Origin of the sequence: Acinetobacter junii (genome assembly GCF_018336855.1) — a bacterium.
In the GTDB taxonomy this organism is placed as follows: Bacteria; Pseudomonadota; Gammaproteobacteria; order Pseudomonadales; family Moraxellaceae; genus Acinetobacter; species Acinetobacter junii.
The window spans coordinates 947,642-970,683 of sequence record NZ_CP059558.1 but is presented as its reverse complement, the minus strand read 5'-3'; the positions used below and the strand labels follow the sequence as shown (position 1 = coordinate 970,683).

Annotated in this window: 21 protein-coding genes and 1 pseudogene; 7 read left to right on the top strand and 15 right to left on the bottom strand. The window is 38.7% G+C overall.

Annotated features, from left to right (window positions below; all coding sequences use genetic code 11):
• Positions 1-19: 19 nt before the first annotated feature.
• Positions 20-1,513: an alanine/glycine:cation symporter family protein gene (locus H2677_RS04630; protein ID WP_004952886.1), complete on the bottom strand. Its 1,494-nt coding sequence runs from the start codon at positions 1,511-1,513 to the stop codon at positions 20-22.
• Between the two features lie 352 nt (positions 1,514-1,865).
• Here H2677_RS04630 and radA point away from each other — a divergent pair, with 352 nt between their 5' ends.
• Positions 1,866-3,257 (top strand): DNA repair protein RadA, encoded by a 1,392-nt coding sequence (gene radA / locus H2677_RS04625; RefSeq protein WP_212639246.1) that lies wholly within the window; start codon positions 1,866-1,868, stop codon positions 3,255-3,257.
• A gap of 82 nt (positions 3,258-3,339) precedes the next feature.
• Positions 3,340-4,308, top strand: a complete 969-nt coding sequence (locus H2677_RS04620) for a Tim44 domain-containing protein (protein WP_129262234.1) — start codon at positions 3,340-3,342, stop codon at positions 4,306-4,308.
• A 478-nt stretch (positions 4,309-4,786) separates the two neighbouring features.
• Here the strand turns inward: H2677_RS04620 and H2677_RS04615 are convergent, their stop codons facing one another.
• Positions 4,787-6,415 (bottom strand): inorganic phosphate transporter, encoded by a 1,629-nt coding sequence (locus tag H2677_RS04615; RefSeq protein ID WP_004952882.1) that lies wholly within the window; start codon positions 6,413-6,415, stop codon positions 4,787-4,789.
• A gap of 436 nt (positions 6,416-6,851) precedes the next feature.
• Here H2677_RS04615 and metH point away from each other — a divergent pair, with 436 nt between their 5' ends.
• Positions 6,852-10,538 (top strand): methionine synthase, encoded by a 3,687-nt coding sequence (gene metH / locus H2677_RS04610; RefSeq protein ID WP_212639245.1) that lies wholly within the window; start codon positions 6,852-6,854, stop codon positions 10,536-10,538.
• 84 nt (positions 10,539-10,622) lie between these two features.
• On the opposite strand, the gene H2677_RS04605 is transcribed toward metH, so the two are convergent.
• The 4 genes and pseudogenes from H2677_RS04605 to def form a co-directional block, all read right to left on the bottom strand.
• Positions 10,623-11,255: an HNH endonuclease domain-containing protein gene (locus H2677_RS04605; RefSeq protein ID WP_212639244.1), complete on the bottom strand. Its 633-nt coding sequence runs from the start codon at positions 11,253-11,255 to the stop codon at positions 10,623-10,625.
• Positions 11,245-12,405, bottom strand: a complete 1,161-nt coding sequence (locus tag H2677_RS04600) for an AAA family ATPase (RefSeq protein ID WP_212639243.1) — start codon at positions 12,403-12,405, stop codon at positions 11,245-11,247. The genes H2677_RS04605 and H2677_RS04600 overlap by 11 nt, the downstream gene beginning before the upstream one ends.
• Positions 12,406-12,560: 155 nt before the next feature.
• A pseudogene (locus tag H2677_RS04595) lies at positions 12,561-12,674 on the bottom strand (DUF559 domain-containing protein); the annotation flags it as partial.
• A gap of 12 nt (positions 12,675-12,686) precedes the next feature.
• Positions 12,687-13,172, bottom strand: a complete 486-nt coding sequence (def, locus tag H2677_RS04590; protein WP_212639242.1) for a peptide deformylase — start codon at positions 13,170-13,172, stop codon at positions 12,687-12,689.
• A 126-nt stretch (positions 13,173-13,298) separates the two neighbouring features.
• On the opposite strand from def, the gene H2677_RS04585 reads away from it, so the two are divergent.
• Positions 13,299-13,502, top strand: coding sequence for a hypothetical protein (locus H2677_RS04585; RefSeq protein ID WP_005403039.1), 204 nt, complete (start codon positions 13,299-13,301; stop codon positions 13,500-13,502).
• 76 nt (positions 13,503-13,578) lie between these two features.
• Here H2677_RS04585 and H2677_RS04580 read toward each other — a convergent pair whose 3' ends face one another.
• Positions 13,579-14,070 (bottom strand): DUF2505 family protein, encoded by a 492-nt coding sequence (locus H2677_RS04580; RefSeq protein ID WP_004913708.1) that lies wholly within the window; start codon positions 14,068-14,070, stop codon positions 13,579-13,581.
• Between the two features lie 108 nt (positions 14,071-14,178).
• The gene (locus tag H2677_RS04575) at positions 14,179-14,469 is read right to left on the bottom strand and encodes a hypothetical protein (protein ID WP_212639241.1); all 291 of its coding nucleotides are present in this window, start codon (positions 14,467-14,469) and stop codon (positions 14,179-14,181) included.
• A 249-nt stretch (positions 14,470-14,718) separates the two neighbouring features.
• On the opposite strand from H2677_RS04575, the gene H2677_RS04570 reads away from it, so the two are divergent.
• Positions 14,719-15,159, top strand: a complete 441-nt coding sequence (locus H2677_RS04570) for a universal stress protein (RefSeq protein WP_212639240.1) — start codon at positions 14,719-14,721, stop codon at positions 15,157-15,159.
• A gap of 65 nt (positions 15,160-15,224) precedes the next feature.
• Here H2677_RS04570 and tauD read toward each other — a convergent pair whose 3' ends face one another.
• The 4 genes from tauD to tauA are packed head-to-tail and all read right to left on the bottom strand — an operon-like array spanning position 15,225 to position 18,806.
• Positions 15,225-16,070, bottom strand: coding sequence for a taurine dioxygenase (gene tauD, locus H2677_RS04565; protein ID WP_212639239.1), 846 nt, complete (start codon positions 16,068-16,070; stop codon positions 15,225-15,227).
• A gap of 16 nt (positions 16,071-16,086) precedes the next feature.
• A complete protein-coding gene (gene tauC / locus H2677_RS04560) occupies positions 16,087-16,968 on the bottom strand; it encodes a taurine ABC transporter permease TauC (RefSeq protein WP_212639238.1) in 882 nt (293 codons plus the stop codon).
• A complete protein-coding gene (locus H2677_RS04555) occupies positions 16,965-17,756 on the bottom strand; it encodes a taurine ABC transporter ATP-binding protein (RefSeq protein WP_212639237.1) in 792 nt (263 codons plus the stop codon). The genes tauC and H2677_RS04555 overlap by 4 nt, the downstream gene beginning before the upstream one ends.
• Positions 17,757-17,765: 9 nt before the next feature.
• Entirely contained in the window at positions 17,766-18,806 is a 1,041-nt protein-coding gene (gene tauA, locus H2677_RS04550) for a taurine ABC transporter substrate-binding protein (protein ID WP_212639236.1), read from the bottom strand.
• A gap of 259 nt (positions 18,807-19,065) precedes the next feature.
• Here tauA and chrA point away from each other — a divergent pair, with 259 nt between their 5' ends.
• Positions 19,066-20,409: a chromate efflux transporter gene (gene chrA / locus H2677_RS04545; protein WP_212639235.1), complete on the top strand. Its 1,344-nt coding sequence runs from the start codon at positions 19,066-19,068 to the stop codon at positions 20,407-20,409.
• A 51-nt stretch (positions 20,410-20,460) separates the two neighbouring features.
• On the opposite strand, the gene dmeF is transcribed toward chrA, so the two are convergent.
• Positions 20,461-21,411, bottom strand: a complete 951-nt coding sequence (gene dmeF / locus H2677_RS04540; RefSeq protein ID WP_136695025.1) for a CDF family Co(II)/Ni(II) efflux transporter DmeF — start codon at positions 21,409-21,411, stop codon at positions 20,461-20,463.
• A gap of 56 nt (positions 21,412-21,467) precedes the next feature.
• Here dmeF and H2677_RS04535 point away from each other — a divergent pair, with 56 nt between their 5' ends.
• Positions 21,468-21,734, top strand: coding sequence for a metal/formaldehyde-sensitive transcriptional repressor (locus tag H2677_RS04535; RefSeq protein WP_004952847.1), 267 nt, complete (start codon positions 21,468-21,470; stop codon positions 21,732-21,734).
• On the opposite strand, the gene H2677_RS04530 is transcribed toward H2677_RS04535, so the two are convergent.
• Together H2677_RS04530 and modB are read right to left on the bottom strand one after the other, a co-directional pair.
• Positions 21,729-22,346: an ATP-binding cassette domain-containing protein gene (locus H2677_RS04530; RefSeq protein ID WP_212639234.1), complete on the bottom strand. Its 618-nt coding sequence runs from the start codon at positions 22,344-22,346 to the stop codon at positions 21,729-21,731. The two genes, H2677_RS04535 and H2677_RS04530, sit on opposite strands and share 6 nt — an antisense overlap.
• A 2-nt stretch (positions 22,347-22,348) precedes the next feature.
• On the bottom strand, positions 22,349-23,038 hold the full coding sequence (modB, locus tag H2677_RS04525) for a molybdate ABC transporter permease subunit (protein WP_004952841.1): 690 nt from the start codon (positions 23,036-23,038) through the stop codon (positions 22,349-22,351).
• Positions 23,039-23,042 lie beyond the last annotated feature (4 nt).

Genomic DNA, 23,042 nt, shown 5'->3' with positions numbered 1-23,042 from the left:
ACTTTAATTTATTATGATATTACTTTTGTTTATTCTTAATACGATCTTCCCAGAACGTAGCATTACGAATACCAAGTTTTACTGGATCAAAAGTAAACTCTTTAACACCCGCTTTTTGCTGCTGTTCATAATCTCTTAATGCTTTAATCGTTGGTTTCCAAATGAAGTAAGTCACAATAATACCAATGATGTTAATCCAAGCCATTAAGCCCACACCGATATCACCAATTCCCCAAATATAGCCCGTCGCACTGATTACGCCATATGAAACAGAAAGAATGATGAAGCATTTGGTGATAAATAATAAAGATGGAGTTTTGGTAATATAACTTAAATAAGTAATGTTGGTTTCAGCGATATAGTAATAGGCAACAATCGTTGTAAATGCGAAAAAGAATACAGCTAACGCAACAAAGATTTGTCCAAAACCACCAAATACCGTGCTCACAGCCATTTGTGTAAATGCTGGCGAACCAATTTCAGCTGTAGCAGCAACGTTTTGTACAATAAATTGACCAGCTTCTAATGTACCTTGAACATTATACATGCCCGTGATCAAAATCATAAACGCAGTTGCTGAACAAACGAATAAAGTATCTACATAAATCGAGAATGCTTGTACTAAACCTTGTTGCGCAGGATGCTGTACCTCAGCTGCGGCAGCGGCATGTGGTCCTGTACCCTGTCCTGCTTCATTCGAATAAACACCACGTTTTACCCCCCAACCAATTGCAGCACCCAGACCTGCCATAGGTGAAAAGGCATCAGCAAAAATTAAAGAAATCACACCAGGTAACTTATCAATATTGATGAAGACAATAATTAAAGCCATCAAAATATAGCCTGCCGCCATAAATGGCACCACGAATTCAGCAAATTTTGCAATTCGTTTAATACCACCAAAGATAATGACCGCAAGTAATGCCACAATCACAACTAAAGCTAAAAGCTTATAAGTACCGACGTTTCCAAATACAATCGCACCTTCACCAGTAATTTGAGTGAATGCGTTACCAACCGCATTTGCTTGAATACCTGGTAAGAATAAACCACATGAAATAATTGCTGCAATTGCAAATAGAATCCCTAACCAACGTTGACCTAGACCACGGTCAAAATAGAATGCAGGACCACCACGATATTGACCTTGATATTCAACTTTATAGATTTGACCCAAGGTTGATTCAACATATGCGGTACTTGCTCCTAGAAAAGCAACGACCCACATCCAGAAGACTGCACCTGGTCCACCAAAACCAATTGCAGCAGCAACACCTGCAATATTACCTACACCAACACGACCTGACAGTGAAACAGCGAGTGCTTGAAACGAAGAAATACCTTGTGCTGATGAGCCTCCTTTAATGAGGAGCCTTATCATATCTTTGATCTGACGAACTTGAACAAACCTTGTTAGGACGGAGAAAAATAAACCTGCACCTAAACATAAATAGATCAGAGCTTTGCTCCAAATAATACTATTTATCCAATCAACAATTTCTGCTGCACTCATAAACACCAACCTTTTGTATAATTTAAAAATATATCAATTGATACATTTTCATTTGTCTGAGCATCAGCAATATTTATGCCATTCAATATAATTCTTATGACAACAAATGAGCAAATGCTCAAAGACCTTCCGTGGAAAAAGTGAATTTAAAGAATTTTTCGACTCAAAAACCTACTATATCTTACTTGTAAAAGTCTTATATCGTGTTATTTTTCTGAGCACTTCCCTTTAACCAGTCAATTACGAAAACACCGTTTACTCTTAATTCCTTATCAAGAAAATGAACGATATTGATCTTTTCCGTAATTACTCTACTTTTTAACTAATTTATCGCAAATTTTCAATTTTATATATGGCAAAAATTAAAACTGTTTATCGATGTGAACAATGTGGCGCCGATCATCCAAAATGGGCAGGACAATGCTCTGAATGTGGAGAATGGAATAGCCTCGTAGAAGTTCGCATAGAGCCAATCGTATCCCACAGAGCGCAATCAAAGATGGGAGGCGGTTATGCAGGTCAAGCAGCGAGCATCACAACTCTAAATAAAATTTCCGTTTCACATGAAACTCGTCTAGCTACTGGGATTGGCGAATTTGATCGCGTACTCGGTGGCGGTTTAGTGACTGGATCAGTCGTTTTAATCGGTGGTGACCCTGGTATCGGAAAATCTACCATCTTATTGCAAACAGCTACTCATATGGCAGCAGCTAAAAGTTCCGCTCTTTATGTCACAGGTGAAGAATCATTATCACAAGTCGCTTTACGTGCGCAGCGATTAGATTTACCTACAGACCAGCTCAAAGTAATGGCTGAAACCTGTGTGGAAAGAATCTGTGAAGTATTGGCTCAAGAAAGACCAGCCGTTGCGATTTTAGACTCGATTCAGACCTTATATACAGAAACCTTACAATCTGCACCGGGGGGTGTCTCACAAATCCGTGAATCAGCCGCCCTGCTCACACGTTTTGCAAAAAATAGCGGAACAGCGTTATTTATCGTGGGGCATGTAACTAAAGAAGGTGCTTTAGCTGGACCACGTGTGCTTGAACATATGGTGGATTGCGTACTGTATTTCGAAGGTCAGGCGGATTCTCGATATCGTATGATTCGTGCCGTGAAAAACCGTTTCGGAGCAGTCAACGAGCTAGGTGTCTTTGGCATGACCGATAAAGGGCTACGAGAAGTCGCCAATCCCTCCGCTATTTTCCTCAGTCGTTATGATGAAGCCATTCCGGGTTCAATTGTGATGATTAGCCGTGAAGGCACTCGCCCATTACTCGTCGAAGTTCAAGCTCTTGTTGATGATGCACATGCTCAACCTCGGCGTGTTGCATTAGGACTTGAACAAAATCGTCTGAACATGCTACTTGCGGTAATGCATCGACATGGTGGTGTTCAAACCGCGGGACAAGATGTTTATGTCAATGTCGTAGGTGGATTAAAGATCACGGAAACTGGTTCAGATCTAGCGGTATTACTCGCCTGCGCTTCAAGTTTGCGTGGTAAAGCATTACCACAACAACTGGCTGTTTTTGGTGAAGTTGGTTTATCGGGAGAAATACGCCCTGTTCCGAATGGTCAGGAACGCTTAAAAGAAGCGGCAAAACATGGTTTTAAATATGTGATTTTACCAAGAGCAAATGCGCCACAAAAAAGTATTGATGGTGTTCAAATCATTGCTGTAGCCCGTTTACATGAAGCATTGACTGAAGCAATGCAGCTTAGTGATGAGCTGACATAAAAAAACATACTTTTTTAGTTGAAATTATCAACGAATACCTTCATAAATACACTTACATCTTGGAATTAAATAGGAATTTTCGATGCAAGTACACCAGCGTGGCTTGATGGCAGCTTTATTGATGGCAACTTTGGTCGCGGCACCAGTTGCAGAAGCTAAACGTGCGGGCGGTGGCAAAAGTCATGGTATGACTCGTTCAACAACGACGACTCAATCTCAGCCAACTACAACTCAATCGTACCAACAACCTACAACTAAAACTACGACGACTCAAAAATCAGGTCCAGGCGTAGGTTCTATGGTTGCTGCTGGTGTAGCAGGTGCTGCTGTAGGTGCGGTTGCTGCAAATGCATTGGCAGATGACAACAATCCTACTTCTGCTGAGCAGCAAGCTGCGCAAGAAGAGGAAAAAGGTGGTATTCCAGGTTGGTTATGGGTACTCCTAGCTGCTGCAGTTGCATTCTTTGTATTCCGTAAATTCGGTGCAAAAAAAAAATTAGCCGCAGCTAATCCATATGCTCCAAATAATAACGGTCAAAACAACTTTGGCCGTCCTGTAAGCCCACAACCAACTATGCGTCAAACGGCTGGTGACAACACCAATATTTTTGGTCAATCAGTTGGTGGTGGTGTTGCGACTCAGGCTCCATTTGGTGGTGCCTCAATGAGTAGTGGCAATCAATTACCTGATGGGACTGAACCTGCTGCTTTCCTCCGTATTGCACGCCAACGCTTCAATCACATTCAATCAGTAAATAGCGCAAATAATATCGAAGAAATTCGTCGTTACTTGACTCCTGAGCTTTATAACTCAATGTATAGCGACATCATGGCTAACCAAGACCAAGATGTGGCTGAGTTTAGCAATCTCAATGCGATGGTTGCTGAAAGCACAACTGAAAATGGACAATATGTGGTTAGCGTTCGTTTCACAGGTACGGTAAGTGAAGATTTAAATAGCTTGCCACAACCATTTACTGAAATTTGGCACTTTGTTAAACCTGTTGGCTCGCAACAAGATTGGGTTGTTGCAGGAATCCAACAAGCATAATTGCTAATATCATTTGAAAAAGGAGCTATTCAATAGCTCCTTTTTTATTGGTGCAATTATCTGAGAAATAAAAAAAGCCACTCTCGATTTCTGAGAATGGCGGAGTGTAAACGAAATTTAAGTAAAACGTTGTTTACAATAAGGATAACCAAACATATAGGCATCTTCATAATAATTAATATTTGTCAGGAAACATATTCCACATTTGGGGAATAGCCTTCACTTATTTGAATTTTTAGATGCACATGCTGCTGATTTGAATTTCATAGATGGATAGTTTAGTGCAAAGCTAAAAATGACTAGTTACAACGTAAAAAAAAGAGCTGAAATCAATGTTTAAAACAATCTATTGGATCAGGTGACTAAGCCTTTGCTTAGCAACAGATATACTGATAGTGCAATTAGCTCAAAGATTAAAGCAATAAAAAGCCTTGCCGAAGCAAAGCTTTTATTTCTATTCTAAATATTCTAACTATACTTAAGACACAAATTGTAGGAATACCCAGTACAAGCCACCTGACAAACAGATCGTTGCAGGTAAGGTAAATACCCAAGCTGAAAGAATGGTACGTACTGTCGCAAAATTCAAACCTGATTTATTTGCCACCATCGTACCTGCAACCGCACTGTTCAAAACGTGTGTTGTTGATACAGGCATACCTAAACCATCAGCAGCAGCAATCGTACTCATCGCAACTAATTCCGCTGACATCCCTTGACCATAAGTCATGTGGTTTTTACCGATACGCTCACCCACTGTGATCACGATACGTTTCCAACCCACCATCGTACCTAAACCAAGAGCAAGCGCGACTGCGACCTTCACCCAGTTTGGAATGTATTGTAAGAATGAATCTAAGTTACTACGATATTCTTTTACCAATTTTTCTTGGTCTTTATTCATTTCAGGTAAAGCATCTGCTTTATCTAAACGTTTAAATGTCGTTGTACTTAAATACATGTCATTACGAATTTCACTCACAGCAGCTTCAGGAATATCCTTTAAGTTGCCATAAGTCGCTACACGATCACCCAAATGAGAGGTCATGCTTGCAAGAGCAGGAACAACTTCTGGAGTTTGCTCTTTGGTTTGAATAAATTTCGTCAAAACTTCACGAGCTTTTTCATCAGATAATTCATTCTGATTGACATTCAACACTGTCGCTGTTTGAGCCGAAAGCTGTTCGAATGATTGTAGATGTTGAGCATCTAAGTTTTTATTCAATGAATAAGCCAAAGGAACCAAACCAATCAAAATCAACATGATTAAGCCCATGCCTTTTTGACCATCATTTGAACCATGCGCAAAACTTACACCCGTACAGGTAAAGATTAAAATCGCACGAATAAGTGGTGGTGGTGGTTTGTTACCAACAGGAGGTTGGAACAATTCCAATTGGCGCTTAAAGATTGTTTTAACCAGTAAGAATACAATTGCTGCAAATGCAAAACCGATCAAAGGAGAAAATAACAATGCCTTCCCGACTTTGATGACTTGATCCATATCAATGCCACTGGTTGCACCAGTTGATGCATTTAACAAGTGATTCATGATCCCCACACCCAAGATCGAACCGATCAAAGTATGAGAACTTGATGCAGGAATACCTAAGAACCAAGTTCCTAAGTTCCACAGAATCGCTGCAATCAACAGTGCAAAAACCATAGCAAAGCCAGCACCACTGCCGACATTCATGATCATTTCAACTGGAAGTAATGCAATAATTCCGTAAGCAACTGCTCCACTTGCCACCATAACTCCAAGAAAGTTACAGAAGCCAGCCCACATCACTGCAACAGGTGCAGGTAAGGCATTGGTGTAAATTACGGTTGCTACAGCATTCGCTGTATCGTGAAAACCATTTACAAACTCAAAACCTAAGGCAATGAATAATGCCGTAGACAAAAGAATAACTGAATATAAACTCAAAGGTGGTACATGCGCTAAATCAGCACTCACCTGAAATCCAATATATATAAGTGTTGAAACAATGATCGTCAAAAACACCGGCATAAAGAATTTCGGTGTAGGTACATGTACATTCGTCGATTTTGCCGAAGAGTTGGCAAGCGGTGAATCCGAAACAGGAGGAATATTAGAATTCATGTAGACGGTTAGAGGATAAAAAAATCCCCTGTATTGTTTAATTAAATTATGACAATTATATGACAAAGAGATGTCATATAAAGCTGATATTTCATCATTTCAGCTCATTTTGTGATGTTTTTTGTTCTAATCTTTAGTCTATTAAATTAAATATCCCTTTAAATACAATATGATATAAAAACAAAAAGTCTTAAAAACTGTTTGTCTGATTTTGCAACAAATGCTACTAAATATGACATCAATTTGTCATATTTCAGTTCATTCGCTGGTTTTTGGAGCATTATTCCTCATAATTATTACAAATTAATGAAGGTTTTGTGACACATCAAAATTGAACTGAAGAATCAGTGCTCTGTGTTGTTGAAAATACGCGCTTTCTGTTCGCTTCTGTTACAATGCCTCAGCTTTTTATATTTGCCATATACTGGGGTTCCTTATGTCCACGCTTGCCACCCTAAAATCTCTTCTCGCCCAACGCATCTTGATTATTGATGGTGCAATGGGAACCATGATTCAACGCCATAAATTAGAAGAAGAAGATTATCGTGGTGAACGTTTCGCAGATTGGGCTTCTGATCTCAAAGGTAATAATGACCTTTTAGTACTGACTCAACCACAGATTATTCAGGGTATCCATGAAGCTTATTTGGATGCTGGTGCAGACATTATTGAAACCAACAGCTTCAATGGTACACGTGTTTCAATGTCAGATTATCACATGGAAGATCTTGTACCTGAGATCAACCGTGAAGCAGCACGTCTCGCGAGAGCGGCTTGTGACAAATACTCTACCCCAGATAAGCCACGATTCGTGGCAGGTGTACTTGGCCCTACATCACGTACATGTTCGATCTCACCGAACGTCAATGATCCAGCATTCCGTAATATTACTTTCGATGAACTAAAAGAAAATTATATCGAAGCAACACACGCCTTAATTGAAGGTGGTGCTGACATTCTATTGATCGAAACAGTTTTCGATACATTGAACTGTAAAGCGGCAATCTTTGCGGTCAAAGAAGTCTTTAAGCAAATCGGTTATGAACTTCCATTGATGATTTCAGGTACGATCACAGATGCCTCAGGTCGTACATTGACAGGTCAAACGGCTGAAGCATTCTGGAACTCAGTGCGTCATGGTGATTTGCTATCAATTGGTTTTAACTGTGCATTAGGTGCAGATGCAATGCGCCCTCACGTTAAAACGATTTCTGACGTTGCAGATACCTTTGTTTCAGCCCATCCTAATGCTGGTTTACCGAATGCATTTGGTGAGTATGATGAAACCCCAGAACAAACCGCAGCCTTTATTAAAGAATTTGCTGAGAGTGGTTTGATCAATATTACTGGTGGTTGCTGTGGTACCACACCAGATCATATCCGTGCGATCTACCAAGCTGTTAAAGATATTCCACCACGTAAAATTCCTGAGACTGTTCATGCTTGCCGTTTGAGTGGTTTAGAACCATTTAATATCTATGATGATTCTTTATTCGTAAACGTTGGTGAACGTACTAACGTTACAGGATCAAAAAAGTTCCTTCGTCTCATCCGTGAAGAAAATTTTGCAGAAGCTTTAGAAGTCGCTCAGCAACAAGTTGAAGCTGGTGCGCAGATCATTGATATCAACATGGATGAAGGGATGCTCGATTCGCAAGGTGCGATGGTGCATTTCCTAAACCTCGTCGCTTCAGAACCTGATATTTCACGTGTGCCGATCATGATTGACTCATCGAAATGGGAAATCATTGAAGCAGGTCTAAAATGTGTTCAAGGTAAACCTGTTGTAAACTCGATTTCCTTAAAAGAAGGTTATGACGAGTTTGTCGAAAAAGCTCGCCTCTGCCGTCAGTACGGTGCAGCAGTTATTGTCATGGCTTTTGACGAAGTTGGTCAGGCAGATACCGCTGAGCGTAAGCGTGAAATTTGTAAACGCTCTTATGACATTTTAGTCAATGAAGTTGGCTATCCAGCTGAAGATATTATTTTCGATCCAAACGTGTTTGCAGTAGCAACAGGGATCGAAGAACACAATAACTATGCCGTAGACTTTATTGAAGCAACGGGTTGGATCAAACAAAACTTACCACATGCCATGATTTCAGGTGGTGTTTCTAACGTTTCGTTCTCATTCCGTGGTAATGAACCTGTACGCGAAGCGATTCACTCAGTATTCCTCTATCATGCCATCAAACAAGGCATGACTATGGGTATCGTAAACGCTGGTCAGATGGCGATTTATGACGATATCAATAAAGAGCTGAAAGATGCTGTTGAGGATGTTGTACTTAACCAAAATCAAGGTGAGACAGGTCAAGCAGCAACTGAAAAACTCCTAGAAGTTGCTGAAAAATATCGTGGTCAAGCGGGTGCTACCAAAGAAGCTGAAAATCTTGAATGGCGTAATGAATCTGTCGAAAAACGTCTCGAATATGCTTTAGTTAAAGGTATTACCACGTATATCGATCAAGATACTGAAGAAGCACGTTTAAAATCAAAACGTCCGCTTGATGTGATCGAAGGCCCACTAATGGACGGCATGAACGTGGTCGGTGACTTGTTTGGTTCAGGAAAAATGTTCCTTCCTCAAGTCGTTAAATCTGCACGCGTCATGAAACAAGCTGTAGCATGGCTCAACCCATACATTGAAGCTGAGAAGTCAGAAGGACAATCTAAAGGTAAAGTCCTGATGGCAACGGTAAAAGGTGACGTACACGATATTGGTAAAAATATTGTGGGTGTTGTCTTGGGTTGTAATGGTTATGACATCGTTGATCTTGGCGTGATGGTACCTGCAGAGAAAATTCTGCAAACAGCAATAGATGAGAAATGTGACATCATTGGTTTGTCAGGTTTGATCACCCCTTCTTTGGATGAAATGGTCTTTGTTGCCAAAGAAATGCAACGTAAAGGTTTTAATATTCCTTTATTGATCGGCGGCGCAACTACATCCAAAGCACACACCGCAGTTAAAATTGATCCTCAATATTCAAATGATGCAGTAATTTACGTCGCGGATGCTTCACGTGCAGTGGGTGTCGCAACCACCCTACTTTCTCCTGAAATGCGCGGTAACTTTATTGCAGAGCATCGTGCTGAATATGCCAAGATTCGTGAACGCTTAGCGAATAAGCAACCGAAAGCTGCAAAATTGAGTTATGCAGAATCAGTCGAAAACGGTTTTAAAATTGATAATAACTATGTACCACCAAAACCAAATGCTTTGGGTACACAAGTTATTAAGAATTATCCGCTTGAAACCTTAGTTGAATATTTTGATTGGACACCATTCTTTATCTCTTGGAGTTTGGCGGGTAAATTCCCGAAAATCTTAGAAGATGAAGTGGTCGGTGAAGCAGCGACTGATCTTTATAATCAAGCGCAAGCGATGCTGAAAGACATCATTGAAAATAAACGTTTCGATGCTCGTGCTGTATTTGGCTTATACCCTGCGCAGCGTACTGGTGCAGATACTGTCAGCGTATTTGATGAATCAGGTCAAAATCGTACTCATACCTTTGAGCACGTACGTCAGCAATCAGACAAAGTGACAGGTAAACCAAACTTGTCTTTGGCAGATTATATTAAGCCTTCTGAACAGCCTGAAGATTATCTCGGTGGTTTCACGGTGTCGATCTTTGGTGCAGAAGAATTGGCAAATGAATATAAAGCCAAAGGTGATGACTATTCAGCGATTCTGGTTCAGTCTTTAGCAGATCGTTTTGCAGAAGCTTTCGCTGAACATTTACATGAACGTATCCGTAAAGAGTTCTGGGGCTATAAAGCAGATGAAACGTTGAGTAATGAAGAACTGATCAAAGAGAAATATGTCGGTATTCGTCCTGCGCCAGGCTATCCTGCTTGTCCAGAGCATTCTGAAAAAGCTGTGTTGTTTGACTGGTTAGACTCTGAAGCGAAGATTGGTACAAAGCTAACTGAACACTTTGCGATGATCCCTCCTTCTTCTGTCAGTGGTTTCTATTATTCGCACCCTGAAAGTGAATACTTTAACGTTGGTAAAATTTCTCAAGATCAGCTTGAAGATTATGCAAAGCGTAAAGGCTGGACATTGGATGAAGCAAAGCGTTGGTTAGCACCGAATTTAGATGATTCGATTGGTTAACCCCGCTCGATCCCCCTTTAACAAAGGGGGAAGAAAATCAATTCTTATCAAATAAAAGAATCCCCTCAAATTGAGGGGATTCTTTTATATTTTTTCAGGTAAATATTTTGAGAATCTACTATTTAATTTAAGCATTATTCGTGCACAATCCTCTAGAGTACCACGCTCGAGTTTCTTTAAATTAAAGAAATCGAATGTATATTCAAGTTTAGGATGTTCTTGATTTATTTCATAACGCATAAATACTGAACGTCCTGATTGTAAACATGCTAATTCATAGAAATCCCTAGTATTTTCATATTTGGGATGAATAAACCTATAGTTATTAAGTGAAAAATCAACTGATTCATCGTATTTATTATTATCAATTAAATAATTAATAAAATCTGTTCTCGTACCTTTTTGTGCTCCTGTATTACATCTCCTACAAGAAATGACTAAATTACGATCATCAAAACTATAACAAACATATTTATGCTTAGGTAAAACATGTTCAATATCAATAATAATATCTTCATCTTCTGCTAAAGTTCTTTGACAAAAAGCACACGTATTATCAAAATCTTTTTTCAACTTAACTTTTAACCTTTTTTTCAAAGGAAAAAATTCTTTGCAAGCCCATGGAGTATTTTCACATTTACACTTAATCTCACGACCTCTACCACAATTAGATTTTTTAGGGTACGGGCACTGATAACTTAAAAGACTAGTTTTCATTTCTTATTACAAACCTTTCTTCAATATCAGTTAATACCTGTCTTTGCAATGTTAAGTCACAAGCTTCTTTCATTCTTTGAAATTCACGTCTAATTTCAGCATAAGTAATTTTCTTGAGATCAAACTTATCCAACAGCTGAACACAATACCTTGATAAAAATGAATTATCTGGTGTTAACACACCAAAAACCTCCCAATACAGAGATTCGATACTATAATCCTCATCATCTTCAACACTTTGAAGTTTCTCATGTTCTACTTTAAAAATATTATATTTCACTTTTTGTATGTAATCTTGATATATATCTTTGTTCGCAACTTGTACTTTTGAAATAATTAAAGGTGAATGTGTTGCAATAAATAACTTAATATCATGTTTATAAAAATAATCATAAATCTTTAAAACATATTCTCTTTGCCATTTAGGATGCAAACTTATTTCAGGCTCATCAATTAAAATAATATTAGTCTTATAGTCCAACAAATTATTAATCAAAAACAACATGTTAGATATAAAATGCGCCTCACCTGAGCTTGTAGCATTTAAAGAAAATTCATCATTATTTTTTGAAAGAAAGATATCAACTTTAACAATATTAGATGGAAGTTCAAAACTTAAAATTTTATCTAAAAAATAATTATATTTAGTTTTATTTCTTACATCAAAATCACTTAATGACAAATAGAATCTACCCTCACCTTGATCATCCATTTGATCTAAAAATATATTGGATATTTCATCAATTTCATGAATATCATAGTATTTTTTAATTAAAGGTTTATTTCTAGAATTTAATTGCTCAGCAAGGTAATTGTATAAATTCCTTTTACAAACTCTTTTAGGAAACTTGAATAATATTTTAACTTCTCTATTAAAACCAAGATAATTAAGAACATCATATGCTCTTATAGACTTATCATCACTTAATAATGATTCAATAAAGGTCTTTTTGAGCATGTACCTACCACGATTAGCACTTATCTTCTTACTGTATTTTGAGTCAATTTTATCAAAAACTGTATTTGAAATTGCCAAAACATTATATTGATAACTATTGAATTTTTTTGCAATTTTATTTAAATACCTACTTTTTCCACTACCATTCACACCAACAAGAAAATTGATACTCTCATATTGCTCCCCATACATAAAAAACCTCAAAAAAATAAATTTATGTGCATGAATTATATAACTAAAAATAAAACATGTAAAAGATTCAACAATACTACACATTATCTTTAAGCTAATAGTAGTTCTGTAGAATCAACAATATAATTTAAAATAGATTTGTGTCGATAAAACTATAACCCTAAAATCTGTTTACGGCGTAATCTTTGCCAAAGCAGTTGTTCTGCATCAGTCATATTACTGCGTAAATCACGCGATGGAAGTTTTAAGTTTTTATTATAAGATTTCATTGTTTTTATTTTCTAAGCACTCAATCTATCCACAAACAACACTCCATCTAAATGATCAACTTCATGTTGCACAATACGTGCAGGAAAACCATCAAATGTTGTTTCAATCACCTCGCCTTGTAAAGTGTGATAACGCACTTTGATACTCTGTGCTCGTTGCACTTGCCCACGCTCATCAGGAACACTTAAACATCCCTCTTCCCCCAAACAAGTCGCTTGAGAAAACTCCAAAATCTCAGGATTAACCATCACCACAGCATCCATCTCAGGCGCATCGGGATAACGAGGATTGGGACGAGATGCCACGATAATTATACGCTTGGAGATATAAACCTGTGGTGCAGCAATTCCAACACCATTACGCTCCAACATCGTTGCATGCATCGCAGAAGCCAGTTGCAACAACCATTCACTATTAAACTCTGCATCTGAGACTAAAGCTGCTTTAATTTTTAAAATCTCTTCACCGCGTTGCGCTACTGGCAAAATTACACTCATCACAGAACCTTATAATTTTTAAATCGAACCTAGATTGATACTATTGGATAATGAATTTGGCTTCTATCATTTTCATTTAAGAATCTTGTCATAATATTTTCTAATAAAAAAACATATGGAATTAGCATGAATGCACTAACGCTTTATTTGAGTGTTCTTTTTAGTTCGATTGGCTTAGGCTATTTTATATATGGTAAGAGACAGAAAATGACTGTGCCTCTGATCTGTGGCTTATTGCTTATGCTATTTACTTATTTTATTGAGAGTACAACTATGATCAGTATGATTGGGCTAATACTTTCCATAGTTCCTTATTTTCTGCGCTTCTAGACAATAAAAAACTCTCCTTCATCAAACCGTTCTTCGTTAGATCAGTCGATTCAGGAGAGTTTATTTTTAGCTTAAATTAAAGCTGTTTCTTTAACTCATCTTCTACGATTTCAATTTCAAGTTGGCTAAATTTACGAATTTCGCCTTCAGCGTGCTTTTCAAGCATACCGCCAATCAAAGGTACTTTTACTTTCACATTCCAAGTCAATGAAATATCTACTTTTTCACTATTACCTGTAACTTTGCGTTCAGCTTTTGCTTCTAAAGGAAGGTTTGCGCCAAGTTCTACAGTCGAAGTTAGATTTTTAAGATTAGTGATATCTGAACGTTTTAAGCGGAATGCATTTTTTAATAATTTTTTAGCAACATCTGGAATGCTGACGTCAAGATTGTATTCACGACGCAAAGTATAAATGTCACCATTTACATTTGATTCAAGAATTTCGAGGTTATCCCCTGGAATACGTTTACACACTGCTTCATGCAATGATGTTTGAGCAACTAATCGTGTAAAATCTTCAATTGAAACACCGTGAATTGTTTCATTAACCGTAAATTGATGCGCCATTTTAAAATTTCCGTTTCGTTTTATTTGGGATTTCATCTCTGCTCGGAAGTATAGCATTGAGATAAAAATCGCAAAGGCTGTTCACTCTAAAATAGATGACTGCTCGGATTAATTATTTTTATTGTAGTCATGTCGCATGCCAAGTTTTACCGTGACCTTTTCAGTTCGACTGATATATAGATAGTGTCGCCCATACTCTATGATAGCGTAAAATTGCTCTGCCCCATTATCTAAGCCTGTCGCAGACCACGTCGTACCTTGCGGAAATTCATCCAACCATTCTGCTTTATAAAAATCCGAAACAGAATCAAATCCCAGATATTGATCAGGATCAGCCATAATTTTCGCAGCAACCTGATCAAACTTCTGCTGTTTAAATGCTTCTAAATTGAGTAACACTGAGATTCCTTTAGGTTAAAGTTTGATTAATAAAAAGAAGCAAACAGTCATGTGAGTTTTAAAGTAAATTACAAAAATACCGATATTTTGTTATATCTCTATTTTGCTGTGGAATTTACTGTATTGCAGCAATATTTTCAGTTTTATCATACATTTTTGATCATGGTCTAATTTGCTAGACGACGTTCAATATGCTATCAACATAATATAACTTTATCTTTTTACAACGATAAACAATAAGGAGCAAATATGTCTTATCAAAATATTTTAGTTGCAGTTGATGACTCTCCAATTTCTTATGCAGCCATTGAGCATGCACTGTCTTTAGCTAAATTATCTGGGGCAAAGGTCACGGTATTGAGTGTTGTTGCGGTTGATCCTTATGTGGGCGTAGATTTTTATCAAGTTGCACCCGCAATTACAGAGCATTTTATGCAAGCAGAGGCACATGCTAAAACACAGTTGCAAGATATCGCTCAGTCATTTACCCGTGATGGAATTCAAGTAACCACAAAAATACATCATGGTCCTGCAAGCGAAGGGATTATCTTTGTCGCAGAGGAAGTCGGCGCTGACTTAATTATTATGGGTTCTCATGGTCGCACTGGTGTTAAGCGTTTATTACTCGGTAGCGTAGCACGTGCTGTGTTGACCGAATCACATATCCCTGTGTTGATCGTTAAACAGTAATAAATAAAGCTTCAAAAAAAACCTTGTGATTTTGCACAAGGTTTTTTATTTCTTAAATTTATTAATTAACTTGCAGCCTGATAAAACGGTGCATCACCATTGATGGTGGCGCGATGCATAATCCGATGCGCATCATCATAATCAAATAAAGCCTTATGCTGTGTACAACGGTTATCCCAAATCGCCACATCACCTTCTTGCCATTGCCAACGTAAATGAAACTGCTCATGAGTCGCGTGGGCGAATAGATATTGCAATAACTCAGCACTTTCTGATTCTTCTAGCTCATTAATGCGCGTGGTGAAACCTTCGCTCACAAACAAAATCGGCTGTCCTGTCACAGGATGGGTTCTCACCACAGGATGAACAACGGGTGGATTACGTTTGAAGGTTTCCTCCAATTTCTTACGCTCAACATCATTATGCGCAAAACGTTCAATCGGGAAAGACTGACGAATATCGTGTGTAGCCGTTAAACCTTTTAACTTTTGTTGCAAGCTTTGATCCAAAGCAGCAAATGCGGCTACCCCACTCGACCACAATGTATCACCACCTACAGGTGGAATCTTGATGGCTTGTAAGACACACCCTAATGGCGGATTTTGACTGAAAGTCACATCAGTATGCCAAAGCTCGTTGTCACGTAAATCTTGCTTCCAACTGTCTAGAACAATAATTTCAGGCACATTTTCTACTGTCGGGAAAATAGGATGAATATGTAAAGAACCAAAGCCACGTGCAAGTTCAGCTTGAGCCTGAGGTACAAGCTGCTGATTGCGGAAGAAAATTACATGATGATCCAGCAATGCCTGTTGAATTTGTTGTGTGGTATTTTCATCAACCGTATTTAAATCAACATCGTGAATAATTGCACCAATGGTTGGTTTAATAACTTCAATATTTAACGTCATCTTCTACTACTCACACTTATAACTGTTGACCATACCAAGGAGAGAGTTGCTTCTGTAACCAACGCAAAAACAACTCAAAACTCACTGCAACGATCGCAATAACAATAATGCCGAGAACCACAGTATCGGTAATCAAGAATTGAGCTGCTGACTGCACCATAAAACCAATACCACGATCTGCTGCGACTAATTCCGAAGCCACTAGAGTCGACCAGCCCACACCTAAACCAATACGGATACCCGTTAAGATATGCGGTAAGGCTGTCGGCAGAATCACATGCCAAAACACTTGCGATTGGCTTGCGCCTAAAGATAAGGCTGCGCGCTCACGATTGAGCTGATGACTGATTACGCCATGAGTGCTACTGATAATGACTGGTGCAAGGATTGAAAAGAAAATCAAAAGAACTTTAGTGGTTTCACCAATCCCGAACCAGATCACCAATAATGGCAAATAGGCTAGAGGTGGTATCGGACGTAACAGCTCAACCAAAGGATCAAGTACGGCGCGCACCCATTTGTTCAAGCCCATCCATAAACCTAAAGGTATACCAATCGCAATTGCAGCAACTAAAGCCAATAAGACACGCGAAATACTGGCGGCTAAATGTTGCCATAAAGTCGCTTTCATAAAGCCTTGTTGACTGACTTCAAGAAACTTCTGCCATACCGCTTGTGGGCTTGGCAAAAACAAACTTGGAACAATTTTTAAAGCAGTGATCAAATACCAGATCACCAGCACACTGATAACACTCGATAAACTCAGCACCAAACTACGATGACGCGCAAAAAAAACACCTACAGCATTTCGTCCTGAAGCTGATTTTTTCGGGTCAATTTGTGCAAATTCTGCTGTGTTACTTAGCTCATAGGCTGTATTTTTTGCTTGTCCCGTCATACAGTCACCTCATACCCTGCTTGTTTCTGTACACGCAAACGCTCAAACAGTTGCTCACGTAATTGAATAAATTTTGGATCGGATTTAATTGTTCGAATCGATTCGCCTAGCTTATAGCGCTCTGCAAAGTCTAGTTTTAAAGTTTCAACAATCTTTCCTGGACGAGCTGTCATCAATACCAGTTGATTACTGAGCAATAACGCTTCTTCAATGTCATGGGTAATGAGGAAAAAAGATTTATTTTGTTGAATCCATAAATCCAAAACCAACTGCTGCATAGTTTCACGGGTAAATGCATCAAGCGCAGCAAAAGGTTCATCCAGCAAAATGAATGCCGCATGGCTGATCAGGGCACGTGCAATACCAACGCGCTGTTTCATACCACCTGACAGTTCCCAAATATTGGCTTGTGCAACATGGCTCAAACCTACTATCTTCAGGATGGATTCTACTTGCTGATGAATATGTTGTTCTTTTAAACCCTTAAGTCGTAAAGCAAAACCGATATTTTCAGAGACATTTAACCAAGGTAATAGCGCATGATCTTGGAACACCACTGCACGGCGAGCATCAGGTGTCGTTAGTACTTCATCATCAAGTTTGATCTGTCCTGAACTTGGTTTTTGAAAACCAGCCAAAATATTGAGCAATGTGGTTTTTCCACAACCGGACTCACCCAAAATTACCGTCAAAGTGCCCTCTTCAATTTTGAGATTAATATCTTGCAATACAGGTACGGTCTGGTTTGGAAAAGTTAAATGAAGATGCTCAGCAGCTAATACGCTCATTTCGATCTCCTATGGTTGTAAGAATTGAGTGGTGACATTGGCTTGATAGTTAGGTTTTACTTGATCTACCTTGCCTTGGCTTTTTAAGAAAGTAGCTGTATCAAAAATGTTCTCTGCAAATTCATCCGATAAAGTGGCTTGTTGCTGCTGACGATCAAGGTATATATTTCCTGAAAGAAGCAATGGAATATCTTTGGCATCAGAACCCGTCAATTGTGCGATTTTCTGAATATTGTCTGCATTTTGCTCAAATGATTTAGGATCTTGGTTATAGCTTTCAATCTGCTTTAAGCTGGTTCTCACGAAGGCGTTTAAGAACTCAGGATTTTTCTCAGCGAAATCTTTACGAACCACCCATAAATCATAGGTTGGTGCGCCCCACTCGCCGACTTCTTTCGAGTCTGTTAAGACATGACCAGTCGCTTTAACTTTGCTTAAGGCAGGTTCCCAAACATAGGTCGCATCAATATCACCACGCTCCCAAGCTGCTGTGATTTCTGGTGGACGTAAGTTAATAATCTTGACTTGGTTATCCGCAATATTCCAATGCTTGAGTACTGACAATAGGCTGTAATGCGTGGTTGAAACGAATGGCACAGCAATGGTTTTACCAATCAAATCTTGCGGGTTTTTAATGCCTGATTTGTTGCTCACCACCAATGCCTCTGAACCGCCTAATTTAGCCGTCACCAGAAAGACTTCAATCGGTAAATCACGACTTGCAGCAGCAGCCAAAGGACTAGAACCGATATTGCCGATCACTACATCACCCGAAGCCAATGCATTAACTACATCTGAACCCGCATCAAATTTACGCCATTGAATTGCTTGATTAGTATCACGTTCATATTCTCCATTTGCCTGTGCAACCTTGGTCGGATCAACACCTGTTTGATAGGCAATCACAACTGCTTTGTTGTTTTTAGACTGAGCTGGTACAGCATCTTTTTGATTTTGATAGATAATAAAAGCAACAATCGCCACAAGGACGATCGCTGTTACAATCAATGGCTTGGTGTTCTTGATGCCCATAATTAGATGATCTTTCAATAATATAGGCTTATGGTATGCGTCACACTTTATGATTAAAAATAAGAAAAAATGCGTTGTTTATGCAATTTAAAGATATATAAGCTAGATTCTTTGATCTTTAGACGTGAAATAAATTTAAGAAAAGTCATCAATTTGAATTATCAAATCAATAAAATATATAAAGAAATAAATTGGATTCATCTAGAATCATCACCTTCATATGATGTGCAATAAACTCGCGATATTCAAAAAATAAACGCTCTATTTGAGAATGATTATGCAGCAATCTGATGCAACAACCGCACCTGACCACGTTCCTTTTTGGCAAGCCTTTTTATTTTGGCTAAAACTTGGATTTATTAGTTTTGGTGGACCCGCAGGTCAAATTGCAGTGATGCATCAGGAGCTAGTTGAACAAAAGCGCTGGATCTCTGAAAAACGATTTTTACATGCACTCAACTATTGTATGTTGTTACCTGGACCTGAAGCTCAACAACTTTCTATCTACATCGGCTGGTTAATGCACCGTACTTTAGGTGGTTTAGTGGCAGGCATTCTATTTGTGCTGCCCTCATTGTTTATCCTGATTGCCTTGTCATGGATCTATGTGCAGTTTGGAGATGTCCCAATTATCGCAGGTTTATTTTATGGAATTAAACCTGCGGTCACGGCTATTGTCTTTCATGCAACTTATCGTATAGGTAGTCGTTCACTCAAGAATAAATTCTTATGGCTCATTGCAGCCGCAGCATTTATCGCAATATTTTTCTTTAATATCCCATTTCCATTGATTGTATTCAGTGCCGCTATACTTGGATATTTACTCAGTAAAAAGCAGCCACATTTATTTAGTCAGCAAGCATCTCATCAAAGTAATCAAAAAAATTATGGTGCAGCACTGATTGATGACAATACACCACCACCTGCCCATGCTATTTTTCGCTGGGCGAATCTCGCTAAAATTGTTCTTATCGCAGCATTTTTATGGTGTATTCCGATCTTACTGTTGACCTTCAGCCTAGGCTGGCAACACGCTTATACTCAGATGGCATGGTTCTTTACTAAAGCAGCCTTGCTTACCTTTGGCGGAGCATATGCTGTGCTGCCTTATGTCTACCAAGGTGCAGTGAATTACTACGGATGGTTAAACCCAACTCAAATGATTGATGGATTGGCTCTCGGAGAAAGTACACCTGGCCCATTAATTATGGTTGTCGCATTTGTGGGCTTCTTGGGTGGTTTTAATCAAGCTTTACTCGGAACTGAGCATCTGTTTCTTGCAGGTGCCGTGGGTGCAGTAATTGTTACTTGGTTTACCTTTCTCTTTTCCTTCGTTTTTATTTTCGCTGGCGCACCACTAATTGAATCTACACATAACGAGCTTAAGTTTACCGCACCACTCACTGCGATCACCGCTGCTGTTGTAGGTGTCATTCTTAATCTTGCTCTATTCTTTAGCTATCACGTGCTATGGCCAAATGGTTTTGATCATGCATTTAACTACGAAGCGGCAATCATTACCGTTGCAGCGATGATCGCACTCTTTAAATTTCAGATTAATGTTCTTTACGTGATCTTTGCTTCAGCACTTTGTGGTTTGATCCTATATCTCTTTGTTTAAACTATTAAGCTAGAGTTGAGTTATTCGACTCTAGCTTCAGTCTCAGAAATATTAAATATGATGAATTTCAACTGAGGCATGCACAATTTCTTCATGTATGGATAGCTCACGTTTGACTTGATCAGGAGTCAAATCAGCTATCGATGTTTCCAATCCTAAAATACAAGAGAATTTGCCTTTCCCGACTTTCCATACGTGTAGGTCTGTAATTTCTACCTGTGGAAGTTGGGCAATTACATCCTTTATTTCTTGTACCACGGGGTGCCCCATTTCAGCATCTAATAAGGTTTTACCTGTTTCTTGAATTAACCCCCAAGACCATTTTGCAACCAGTAATGCACCAATAATTCCAAGCAAGGCATCTAGAAAATTCCAACTAAAATATTTTGCAGCAAATAAAGCAATAATTGCGAGCACTGAAGTCACCGCATCTGCCACTACATGCAAAAATGCGGCTTTTTGATTTAAATCATGGTGATGATGGTGATCGTGTGTATGCTGATGATCATCGTGATGGTGATCATGTGAATGATGATGGTGATGCTCATGTCCACCATCATGTAATAACCATGCACAGACCAAGTTTATAACTAAACCTACAACCGCGATTGGAATCGCTTCATTGAAATGAATCGTAACGGGATTAAATAATCGTTCAATCGACTGAATCCCCATCAGTAGCGCAACGACCATCAATAAAATAGCACTGCTATAGCCTGCTAAAATTTCTATTTTCCATGTTCCAAAACTAAATCTGGAGTCACTTGCATACTGTCGAGCCATTCGATAAGCAAAGTAAGCCAAACCTAGTGCTAGCATGTGGGAACTCATATGCCAACCATCAGCCAGTAATGCCATCGAATTAAAAATCCATCCCCCTAAGATTTCTAAGATCATCATCACAGCGGTTAAAATTGTGGCGATCAAAATCTTTTTCTGGGCTAAAGGATTTCCCTGATCAAATTGATGAGAATGGCGTCTTTCTAGGTTAGTATGCTGCATTTGCTTTAACTTTAAAATATACTCCCCCTCAGTATATATTTTTTCAGGAAAAATGTATGTCTCATCTACACCATGACAAAAAAATTCTAAATCGAGTGAAGCGCATTCAAGGACAAATTACCGCGGTTGAAAAATCATTAACCGATCCAGAGAGTTCATGTATCGAAGTTTTACAGCAAGTCGCCGCGGTTAAAGGTGCTGTAAATGGTTTAATGAATCAATTAATTGAACAACACTTAAAAGAACACGTACTAAAGGATGCTGAACATATTAATGAAGAAGAAATACAAAAGTTTCTTGCTTTATTACAACGTTATTTATAGATACCAAATCTCGTGAGTGAGTTGTTCGATTTCTGATTTATCATGACTCACATACAGCATCGGAATTTTTATCTCTGCTTTGATTTTTTGAAAGAAAGGGATAATCTCTTTTTTGTGCGCTGAATCAAGAGCAGAAAGTGGTTCATCTAATAATAATAATTGTGGTGAGTACAGTAATGCACGACCAAGTGCAACACGTTGTTTTTCCCCTCCTGAAAGCTTAATCGGCATCCTTTCAGTTAAATGATCCAATTTAAGCAATTCAACAATATATTCGAGTTCAAACTGACGCTGCTCGGGGCGAATATGTTTGAAGCCAAACAGTAGATTCTGCATTACATTTTTATGAGGAAATAACTGTGCATCCTGAAATACCAAACCAATCCGACGCTGTTGTGTACTCAGGTTAATGTTCTGTGCCCGATCAAACCATGTTTGATTCTGTATTTTAATCCAACCTGATTGAGGTTTAATCAACCCAGCAATACTATGCAAAATCGTGGTTTTTCCTGAACCTGAAGCTCCAAATAAACCAATCACAGACTGATCGGATTGAAAGCGTTGATCTAGAGAAAATTGTCCTTGGGTAAGTTGGATATGACAATCAATCATGCTTAACGACCACGTTTATTTTTCTGATAACGATTGAACCATTGCGCAAACCATAGTGCAAAGAAAGCTACGGATAAGGATAAGATAATCAAACGCCAAACTGCTGCTTCAGTATCAGGTTGCTGCATCAAACTATACATGGCTAAAGGCAAAGTACGAGTTTCACTGGCAATATTCCCCACGAAAGTAATCGTTGCGCCAAACTCCCCTAAACTTCGGCAAAAACATAAAATACTTCCCACCAAAATTCCGCTGCTTGCAAGTGGCAAAGTTACCTGCATAAACGTGCCGAATGCAGAAGCCCCTAAAGTTTTTGCAGCCATTTCTAAACGCTGATCCACCAGTTCAATCGCCAATCGAATTGATTGTACGAGTAAAGGAAAGCCCATTACCGCAGATGCCAATACCGCCCCTTTCCAATTAAACGCAAACTCCAATCCTAGTGGTGCTAGATATTGTCCTATGATGCCTCGATTGCCAAAAATTTGAAGTAACAAATAACCAGGTACAACTGGTGGTAAAACTAAAGGTAAGAAAACCAGTGTTTCAAATAGTGATTTACCCCAGAACTCTTTCCTAGCTAAAATCCAAGCAATCAAAATTGCTGGGATTAAACTCACAATCAAACATGTTGCTGCCACTTTAGATGACAGTAGCAACACTTCAAGTTCTTCAGGAGTCAGAATCATCATTTAA

What these genes read in the sequence shown, in the direction of transcription:
- H2677_RS04630 (WP_004952886.1), bottom strand. Translation starts at nt 1,513, where the DNA reads ATGAGTGCAGCAGAAATTGTTGATTGGATAAATAGTATTATTTGGAGC.
- radA (WP_212639246.1), top strand. Translation starts at nt 1,866, where the DNA reads ATGGCAAAAATTAAAACTGTTTATCGATGTGAACAATGTGGCGCCGAT.
- H2677_RS04620 (WP_129262234.1), top strand. Translation starts at nt 3,340, where the DNA reads ATGCAAGTACACCAGCGTGGCTTGATGGCAGCTTTATTGATGGCAACT.
- H2677_RS04615 (WP_004952882.1), bottom strand. Translation starts at nt 6,415, where the DNA reads ATGAATTCTAATATTCCTCCTGTTTCGGATTCACCGCTTGCCAACTCT.
- metH (WP_212639245.1), top strand. Translation starts at nt 6,852, where the DNA reads ATGTCCACGCTTGCCACCCTAAAATCTCTTCTCGCCCAACGCATCTTG.
- H2677_RS04605 (WP_212639244.1), bottom strand. Translation starts at nt 11,255, where the DNA reads ATGAAAACTAGTCTTTTAAGTTATCAGTGCCCGTACCCTAAAAAATCT.
- H2677_RS04600 (WP_212639243.1), bottom strand. Translation starts at nt 12,405, where the DNA reads ATGTATGGGGAGCAATATGAGAGTATCAATTTTCTTGTTGGTGTGAAT.
- def (WP_212639242.1), bottom strand. Translation starts at nt 13,172, where the DNA reads ATGAGTGTAATTTTGCCAGTAGCGCAACGCGGTGAAGAGATTTTAAAA.
- H2677_RS04585 (WP_005403039.1), top strand. Translation starts at nt 13,299, where the DNA reads ATGAATGCACTAACGCTTTATTTGAGTGTTCTTTTTAGTTCGATTGGC.
- H2677_RS04580 (WP_004913708.1), bottom strand. Translation starts at nt 14,070, where the DNA reads ATGGCGCATCAATTTACGGTTAATGAAACAATTCACGGTGTTTCAATT.
- H2677_RS04570 (WP_212639240.1), top strand. Translation starts at nt 14,719, where the DNA reads ATGTCTTATCAAAATATTTTAGTTGCAGTTGATGACTCTCCAATTTCT.
- tauD (WP_212639239.1), bottom strand. Translation starts at nt 16,070, where the DNA reads ATGACGTTAAATATTGAAGTTATTAAACCAACCATTGGTGCAATTATT.
- tauC (WP_212639238.1), bottom strand. Translation starts at nt 16,968, where the DNA reads ATGACGGGACAAGCAAAAAATACAGCCTATGAGCTAAGTAACACAGCA.
- H2677_RS04555 (WP_212639237.1), bottom strand. Translation starts at nt 17,756, where the DNA reads ATGAGCGTATTAGCTGCTGAGCATCTTCATTTAACTTTTCCAAACCAG.
- chrA (WP_212639235.1), top strand. Translation starts at nt 19,066, where the DNA reads ATGCAGCAATCTGATGCAACAACCGCACCTGACCACGTTCCTTTTTGG.
- dmeF (WP_136695025.1), bottom strand. Translation starts at nt 21,411, where the DNA reads ATGCAGCATACTAACCTAGAAAGACGCCATTCTCATCAATTTGATCAG.
- H2677_RS04535 (WP_004952847.1), top strand. Translation starts at nt 21,468, where the DNA reads ATGTCTCATCTACACCATGACAAAAAAATTCTAAATCGAGTGAAGCGC.
- H2677_RS04530 (WP_212639234.1), bottom strand. Translation starts at nt 22,346, where the DNA reads ATGATTGATTGTCATATCCAACTTACCCAAGGACAATTTTCTCTAGAT.
- modB (WP_004952841.1), bottom strand. Translation starts at nt 23,038, where the DNA reads ATGATGATTCTGACTCCTGAAGAACTTGAAGTGTTGCTACTGTCATCT.